4 protein-coding genes, 1 tRNA gene and 1 pseudogene are annotated in these 8,346 nt (G+C 67.1%); 1 reads left to right on the forward strand and 5 read right to left on the reverse strand.

Annotated features, from left to right (window positions below; translation table 11 throughout):
* Nucleotides 1-1,073 (reverse strand): annotated as a pseudogene (locus FV234_RS26380) (hypothetical protein); the annotation flags it as partial.
* Nucleotides 1,074-1,782: 709 nt separating this feature from the next.
* Here FV234_RS26380 and FV234_RS24300 point away from each other — a divergent pair.
* On the forward strand, nt 1,783-2,226 hold the full coding sequence (locus tag FV234_RS24300) for a helix-turn-helix domain-containing protein (protein WP_147832189.1): 444 nt from the start codon (nt 1,783-1,785) through the stop codon (nt 2,224-2,226).
* 446 nt (nt 2,227-2,672) lie between these two features.
* Here FV234_RS24300 and FV234_RS24305 read toward each other — a convergent pair whose 3' ends face one another.
* From FV234_RS24305 to FV234_RS24320, 4 genes are all read right to left on the reverse strand, one after another.
* Nucleotides 2,673-4,460, reverse strand: coding sequence for a site-specific integrase (locus tag FV234_RS24305; RefSeq protein WP_147832191.1), 1,788 nt, complete (start codon nt 4,458-4,460; stop codon nt 2,673-2,675).
* Nucleotides 4,461-4,552: 92 nt separating this feature from the next.
* Nucleotides 4,553-4,642: transfer RNA gene (locus tag FV234_RS24310), tRNA-Ser, on the reverse strand.
* Between the two features lie 54 nt (nt 4,643-4,696).
* Nucleotides 4,697-6,868 carry a glucans biosynthesis glucosyltransferase MdoH gene (mdoH, locus tag FV234_RS24315; protein ID WP_147832193.1) on the reverse strand — a complete coding sequence of 724 codons (2,172 nt, stop codon included), beginning with the start codon at nt 6,866-6,868 and terminating at the stop codon, nt 4,697-4,699.
* 87 nt (nt 6,869-6,955) lie between these two features.
* Nucleotides 6,956-8,346 (reverse strand): glucan biosynthesis protein D (locus FV234_RS24320; protein ID WP_147832195.1); only part of this gene is annotated, 1,391 nt, incomplete at its 5' end.

Below are 8,346 nucleotides of genomic sequence, written 5' to 3' on the forward strand. Positions count from 1 at the left end.
CCGCCGAGCGACCCGGCACCACCGCCGCCACCGCCTTGACCGCCTGCGAGGCCGGGGGCGCGGACGTTGCCTCCGGCGCCCCCGGTACCGCCTCCGGCGCCCCCGGTACCGTCGTTGATCCCGGTTGGCCCATTAGCGGCGTTCCCACCAACCTGGGTCGGAAGCTGACCGCCGCCACCGCCACCGCCGCCAGCATCGTTTCCGCTACCGCCGGCACCACCCAGGCCGCCGCCGCCGCCGCCGGAGAAAGCTCCTCCGAGCCCAGCCGTACTCTCGCCTCGGCCACCCGTAGCGTATGAGGTCGGAAGCGAGACGCTCGCCAGCGTCACGTTCGCCCCGGCCGCGACGAACACGGCTCCTCCTGCGCCGAGGCCACCGCCGCCGCCGCCGCCGCCGACCGCCCCGTTCCCGCCGGCCCCGCCGATCGCGTTACCGCCGTCGAGCGTCAGCGATCGGATCGTGGCCGCAACAGATGCCGAACCGTTCCCGACGAAGAAGATGCGGGTTCCGGTGGTGGAGCTCGTCGCCCCGCCGCTGACGGTGATCGCGTTAGCGCCGCCGTCGATGACGATGTTGTTCCCCACGATGAGTGGCAATGCGCTAGCCAGCGTGATCGTTTGGTTCGCGATGCCGAAGGTGATCGTCGTGCCCGCGTTGGCGTTGGCGTAGACGATGGCGTCGCGCAGCGAGACGTTCGCGCCGCCCAGAGTATCCGCGTTCGTGGTGACGACGCAGGACGTGCCGCCACACGCGGCCTGAGCGGCGCCGATACCGGAAATCCCGACTCCGACAAGCGCTGCCGCGATCACCAGACGCCGCCGTCCGGTCCGCGCTGCCGGCCGCACCTTGCGCGCCCGCGCCGAGCGCAGCGGGTTTAGACGGGTCAGCAGCGAGGCCGGCGTCTCAATGGCGAGGGTCAGCAGGCGGGCGATCCGCTCGCGGATAAGGGACGCTGAGGCGGCCAGGTGCAGCACGGTCGGCTGCTCGGTGGTCCGGATCGAGATCCCCACCAGCGCTGTCGAGGCCACGTACGCCCGATGCAGCGCGCGCCCGTTCGATGTCCGCTGTGCCATGTGCCTACCCCTACGCAATCGGATCGTGGCCTCTTCGGCCTGTTGTCCTACGGTATAGCGGTTCGGCTGACGTTGTCCTTGTACGTGCGTCCCAAACTGTAGGGGAAACTTAGTTCCCACGTGACAGCGACTAATTTGCAACGAGACAATCACGGCCGCGTGACCTGCAGACGTTCAGCCGCCTTAGTTATCCCTTGACTCTAGAGAGGAATTGATAAGCCAACGGCTATATGCACGCATAAGTTGAAGGGATGCAGAAATCTGCGAGGGCTATCGCGTACAACGTAGAGGCATTCGTACCGTCATTGGCGATGCTTCGGTTCACCATGGGCCAATGCCGAGCATGAAGGTCGAGCGCAGCCTAGGTCATCGATCATAGCTACAGGTACTGCCAGACCATCCTTAGCGGCGTGGACCTGCTACCATCGAATGATCGACCCTGACCGTCCAGCACAAGCCGTTGGCGTCATACGAACCGAGGCGTCCATATCGCGAGAAACCTGCTACCAGCAGCGATCAGGATGAGGGCGCCGGTCATCGCGCTTCGCGAAAAGCTGCTTAACGGGAGAGACCTGTTCGCGGCATGATCTGAACACGGCAACAGGTAATTTGGGAGATGCGCATCACCATGTCGTGATTGACACGTCCATGCGAGCACTTTAAAAGTCCCGCCCCGCGGCTCGTAAAATCTGAAGCAATAGTCTGCAATATGACCGATAAGCCGGATTTTTTGTTTCTACATGGTAACTGCGAACTGCTCATTGCGGTCATGGCGTTCATCGATAGCCATTTGGGAGATAGAAATTTAAATCCTAAGCTCATCCAAGACCACTTCGAGATTGGGCGATCGACCTTGTACAGGATCTTGGAACAATCAGGGGGTGTTAGAGAAATCATCCTCAGGCGTCGCCTCAATAAGTCCATCGAATTGCTCTTTGTCGACATAATGGCGTTTGGCGACCTCAAGAAAATTGCAAAGGAAGCTGGATTTTCGTCACAACACCATTTCAGTCGGACGTTTGCAGCACGCTACGGGGTCCCACCCCAGAAATTTCGCGTCCTGGCGCGTGAGCAAGCGAAACGCCGGGAGGCAGCGCAACGTCGCAAGGTGAAGAAGGCTGCAGGCGCGCCTCGTAACTCGGCAGTTGGATAGACGACGGCGCAGTTAGCCTCGAAGGAGCCTCCATCGAGTCGAGGGCATCAGTGCTCCGTGACGTGACGTGCCGCCCACTCGTCGGCCGTCAGTTCAGGTCCGGTCACGCAGAGGACACCGTTCGTGACGATGCCGAGACCATCGGCGACCCATGCCTGCCAGTCCTCGACGTGGATGTCAGGCCCGTCGCCTGGGGGGCGATCGGTGAGGATCAGATCAGGGGTGCCTCCGTGGCGACCGCTCTTGACACGAGAAAGGCGAGGGCGGAAATTTCAGTCCTCAATGGAAGCTCCCCTGGGCGGGGCCATGGGTTGCGGCCCATTCCTCGGCCGTCGGGACCGGAGACGGCAAGGTGTAGACGTGAACGGCTCGGCTGGCGCGGCCATCGGCAACCCATGTCCGCCAGTCCAGTACGGCCTGTGCGATGACGCTCTCAGCCTATACTTCTACGGACTTCGACGAATGCCTGTCAGGTGTGCGAGATCGAGCCCATCGTAACGTATGCGTCGCATCTGCTCCTGAAGTACCGGGGCGGTGATGCGTCCGCTTCCGTAGTGTTCTTCCATCCCACCTCGAACCCAACCACCAAGAGCCGTTACGACATCGGGCGGCACGCTCGCTTCGCGCATCGCATCCCGGAAAGTATGCCGGAACGAATGGAAGGCATTGCGTTCGCGCTTTACCTCCGCCGCGGCAAGGAAGCGCGAGAACCACTTCGAGAACGGGCTGAAGTAACCTTCGCCGCCGCGCACGATGTCGGGGAACAGCCTCTCAGCGCCGGCCTTGCCCATCCTCTCCACGTACTGGACGAAGCCAATCCGCTCCAGCATCGGATGCACAGGCACGTACCGCTCGCCTGCCTCCGTCTTCACGCGCTTGCGATCGGCTTCGTCAACGTCGTCGCTGTCCGCTGCGATGAAGATGCAAACGACGCCCTGGAATAGGCGCACGTCCTCCGTGCGGAGCTGTGCAATCTCGCCCTGCCGCATGCCGGTATAAAGCCCCACCAGCGGTATCCAGAAGCGCCCGCGGCGAGGCCGGCTCGGGCCCGGCTTGGCGTAGCCGTTCTCATCGTCCACGCAGCCGGCGTAGAGAGGCGCCTGGAAGATCTTGGTCAGCTCCGCAGCGGTGAACGGATCGCGGCGGCCACGCTTCTTGATGCCCTTGATCGCGAGCCGTTTGGCCGGGTTTTGGGTGATCCATCCCTCGCTTTCAGCGTAGTTGAAGAGCATCGCTAAAGCATCAAGGTAATGGTTGATCGTGCTTGGACGCAGACGATCGGTCTCCAGTTTCGCTAACTTGGCGATATCTACTAAGGCCTTGCCAGGAAAGCGTTTGGTTGCGTTCGGCGGCAGCGCTTGGACTGTCGCCCGGAATGCCTTACACTCCTCTCGATCGATCTCACGAATAGGCCGATCCGCGCCAAACATTTCGCTCGCGAGCCGGAAGACCGATGCGTAAGTTTGCTGAAGCTTGGTGATCTGCCCGGTCCGCTCGGGCTCCGCTCGGAACGCCGCGATGACCTGGGCCAAAGTCTTGCCGTTCGCCTCGACACGCGGCCGGAACACCGGATCGAACGCCACATCTTGGTAGTTGCCTGACAGTCGTGCCCTGCTCCGATGTACGTCTTCCAGCCGCGCCCTGCGCAGTAGGGCCAAGAGCTGCCGAAATTGCGCGGAGGCTGCGTCCTCACGCGACACCACGAACAGCATCGGCGATCCGGCAGCGCGGATCGGGTTGAGCCGGCGCCGGAGCAAACGAACGTCGTTGGTCCAAAGGAGTTGGATCGCGATCTGGTAGGACGCATCCACGCCCAGGTCGTCTGGATGGTGCAGCGCGCCCTCTTCCTGATCCAGGTTGATCAGCGCTTCATCCTGACCGAGGGGCATCACCATCCCATGCCGTCGCTCTCCCTCGGCAGCCAGGGTCTCGAACCACGCCGCCGCCATTTGCTCGATGGCTGCCTCGCTGAGCGAGGTCAGGGCGACGCTCCCGACCGTATCGCAGGCGTTGGATGCCGCCCGATCACGGACAGCCCGGCATTGCTTGTCGAAGGCGTCCGCCTCGTCCCGTACTCGGCGCTTCGCTTCCGCCAGATCGGCGGTCCCCAGGCTCTTGGTGATCTCCCTCTTGCCGAATTGGGCAACGAGGTCGAGCGGGACCCTCGTTCGGAACTGCCAGTTCGCTGTGCCCTTGCGACGCGCAAGGTATGTGTGCCGACCCACGTCCTTCATGCCTCCTGCGTACACTCGTGTGTAGCAGTCGCCCAGTCGTAAACCGTTGATTTCGGTGCACTTCGTGGCATATCAGCCACTTAGCAGAATGCTGGCGGAAGAGGTGGGATTCGAACCCACGGTGGAGTTGCCCCCACGGCGGTTTTCAAGACCGCTGCCTTAAACCACTCGGCCACCCTTCCGGCGGGAGGGGTTGTAGCCGAATTTGCGGCCGGCGGACATCTCGAAAAATCGGGTCAGGGGGCCAAGCGCGCGAGGCGGTCGAGGAGGGCGCGGTCGTGGAGGAGGGCCATGCGCTCCTTGGGGCCGAGCCAGGTGCGGGCCTCGTCGAGGGTCTCGGCCTCCACGACCTTGGCCTGGGCCAGCGTGTGGTCGACGTCGACACTCCCGCGGGGGCGCGGCTCGGCGCTCGGCAGCATGCGGGTGTGGGCCTCGGCGAGGCCCGGGTCGGCGTGGAGCGTTGCGAGGGCGTCGGCCTCGTCGAGGCCGCGGGCCTGGTTGCGGGCGGCCAGCGCGCCGGCGCGGATGGCGATCGGCGGCGGGGCGCGCTCCTCCGGCGTCATCAGCAGGCCGCGACGCTTGAGGGCGAGGCCGAGCGCCAGCTGCCCGCTCGCCCAGGAGATCGGGATCGCGAGGACGAGGCCGAGGATCGTCGGCGCCATCCAGAGGAACAGCGACGTGGCGATCGCGAAGGCGGCGACGCCTGAGACCAGGCCCAACGCCGTATGCCAGCGGTGGCGGCGGACGATGTCGGCGAACGGGATCGATCCGTCGTCGCGGCGCTGCGGGTTCCAGCCGGTGTCGCGCCCGGCGAGGATGCTGAACACCGAGCCCGACTGGATCACCATCGCGATCGGCGCGATCAGCGCGGACAGCAGGATCTCGATGAGGCAGGACGCGACCAGCCGTCCGGCGCCGCCGCAGGCCCGGCGCACCGGGCCGTCGATCAGCGCCAGGAGGAGGCCGAGGAACTTCGGCGCCAGCAGGATGCCCATGGTCAGCCCGAAGAGCTGCAGCGCGCGCACCGGATCGAAGCGCGGGAACACCGGGTAGAGCCCGAACTCGGTGGTGAAGTATTCGGGCTTCACGTAGGCCGTCTGCAGCACCAGCGCGATGCCGACCACGAGCTGGCACAGCCAGAACGGCGAGGCGGCGTAGCCGGCGATGCCGGTGGCGAAGTGCTGGCGCGAGGCCGGCTTCAGCCCCGCCGCCCCGATGATCCGCGCATGCTGGAGGTTGCCCTGCGCCCAGCGCCGGTCGCGCACCGCCACGTCGATCAGCGAGGGCGGGCTCTCCTCGTAGGAGCCCGGCAGCGTCGGCAGCATGTACACCGCCCAGCCGGCGCGGCGGATCAGGGCGGCCTCCACGAAGTCGTGGCTGAGCACGTGACCGCCGAAGGGCGGTTTCCCGGGGAGGTCCGGCAGGCCGCAGGCGGCGGCGAAGGCCTTCGTGCGGATGATCGCGTTGTGGCCCCAATAGTTGCCGTCGCGGCCCGACCAGTGGCCGAGGCCGGTGGCGATCACCGGCCCGTAGATGCGGGCGGCGAACTGGGTCACCCGGGCGAACAGCGTGTTGCGGTTGATGATGAGCGGCAGCGTCTGAACGATGCCGGCATCCGGGTCGGCCTCCATCGCGCCGGCGAGCCGCACGACGCTGTCGCCGGTCATCAGGCTGTCGGCGTCGAGCACCAGCATGTGGTCGTAGGCGCCGCCCCAGCGGGTGACGAAGTCGCCGATGTTGCCGGCCTTGCGGTGGTGGTTCTTCCGGCGGTGGCGGTAGTACAGGCGGGCGTCGGGGCCGAGCGCGTCCCGCAGCGCCAGAAAGGCGCGCTCCTCCGCGATCCAGGCGTCGGCTTGCGTCGAATCCGAGAGCACGAACCAGTCGAAGGCGGGCCCGAGGCCGGTCGCGTCGACGGCCTCCCGCATCGCCTCGATCGCGGCGAAGGTGCGGGCGGTGCCCTCGTTGTAGACCGGCATCAGGATCGCGGTGCGGGTAGCGAGGCCCGCCGGCACCGGCGGCAGGCGCGGGCGGCGCAGCAGCACGGCGAAGCCCAGGATCGCGCTGGTGAAGGCGAGCGCGATCCACGAGAAGGTCAGAAGGAACAAGGCCACGAGCACGTACTGCAGGGCGGTGGGCGACCCTGAGACCGACACCGTCTCGTACATCTGCCAGCCGCCGTAGCCGGTCAGCAAAATCGCGCCGCCGAAGACGAGGAGGCGCGCGGCGTGGGGCCGCGCATGGTGGCGCGACGGCCGGTGCGCGAGCGCCGGATCCCAGGCAGCCAGGCTCTGCACCGGCATCGGGAGGGGCGATTCCAGGGGCAGGGCGTCCGCGAAGGCCGTCCCGGAGGGGCGGTCCGGCGGGGCGTCGCGCCGTGCGGCCGCGGGGAGGGCGGAAACGTCGTCCATGCGCACGGCCTTCGATCGATTCTCGTCTGCGGGTCTCGCGTGGGGCGCCGAGGCGGTCTTGCGGACCCCGGCGCGCCCGGCGGGCTTCTACGACGTCCAGCGGTAGAGCCAGGTCTCGGTCACCGGCCGGCCCGCCCGAACCAGGGCGAGGCGCAGCTCGCTCGCCCGCTCGCTGCCGGGATCGAGCTCGAAGGCGACCCGAACGGTCCTGCGCTCCGGGTAGCTGAAAAACTGCTGCCGGGCGATGCTGCCGGGAGACGCCGCCAGGGCGATGTCGAGGCCGCCCTCGGCAAACAGCCCGTCGCCGGTGAAGTCCACCAGGAACAGGCGGCGCGTGCCCGCGCTCCCGCGCCCGCTGCGGGTGCCCGTCACGCTTGCCGGCGGCGCGGCGGCGGGCGCCTGCCAGCACCAATGCTGGCGGTAGCGGAAGGTGGTCTCCGAGCCGGCGGCGACGGCCTCCTTCGGGCGCCAATAGGCCAGCACGTTCTCGTTGAACTCGGAATCGCTCGGGATCTCGATCAGCGTCACCGCGCCGTCGGCCCAGGCGTCGGCGGGCTCGAGCCAGAGCGAGGGGCGCCACTCCCAGTGCTGCACGTCGTCCTCGAAATCCTCGTAGGTGCGCGCCCGCTGCATCAGGCCGAACCCCTTCGGGTTCTGATCGACGAAGGACGAGATCTGCAGCGCGTCCGGGTTGTGGACCGGGCGCCAGATCGCCTCGCCGGCCCCGTTGCGGATCTGCAGGCCGCCGGCCGAGAAGGCGGCGGCGCGGGCGTCGTCGACGCGGCGCCGGTCCTCGGGGCCGAACAGGTAGCTCGCCTGCATGCCGCCGAGGCCGAGGTGGTCGATCGCCTTGCGGGCGAAGATCGTGGTCTCGATCTCGGTGGTCGAGGCCTCGGTGCCGGGGCGGAGCACCATCCGCAGTGCACCGGAGGCGGAGTCGGAATCGATCAACGCGTGCAGGACGAGGGCGCCGTCGGCCGGGCGCTCGATGAACACCGCGCGGAACACCGGGAACTCCTCGCCCCGAGCGTCGGCCGGCCGCAGCGTCAAAGCCCGGGCGTTGATGCCAAAACCCTGGCCCTTGGCGACGAGGCGGAAGAACGAGGCGCCCTGGAACACGGCGAAGTCCGACAGGTCGGGTCCGTCGGGAAAGCGGGCGCGCAGGCGGAACCCCGAGAAGCCCGGATCCTCCGAGAACTCCGGCAGCGCGAACCCGCCGGTGTCGAAGCGCGCCGGGTCGTAGGCGACCGGCCGGACCTGGCCGTCCTCCACTAGGAACAGCGCGACGCGGCCGGTGAAGATCGCGCCGCGATGCAGCGGCTCGATGGTGAAGCCGAGGTCGTCGCCGGCCCAGATCGCCGCGGCGGGCTTCGTGCGGATGGCGCCGTACTGCTCGCGACTGAGGCCCTTCAGGCTGGCCGGGAGGTCGTCGGTGCGGGGGGCGGCGTAGGGGGCCTTGGCGAGCGCCCGGGCGAGGT

The organism is Methylobacterium sp. WL8 (assembly GCF_008040045.1).
GTDB lineage: Bacteria > Pseudomonadota > Alphaproteobacteria > Rhizobiales > Beijerinckiaceae > Methylobacterium > Methylobacterium cerastii.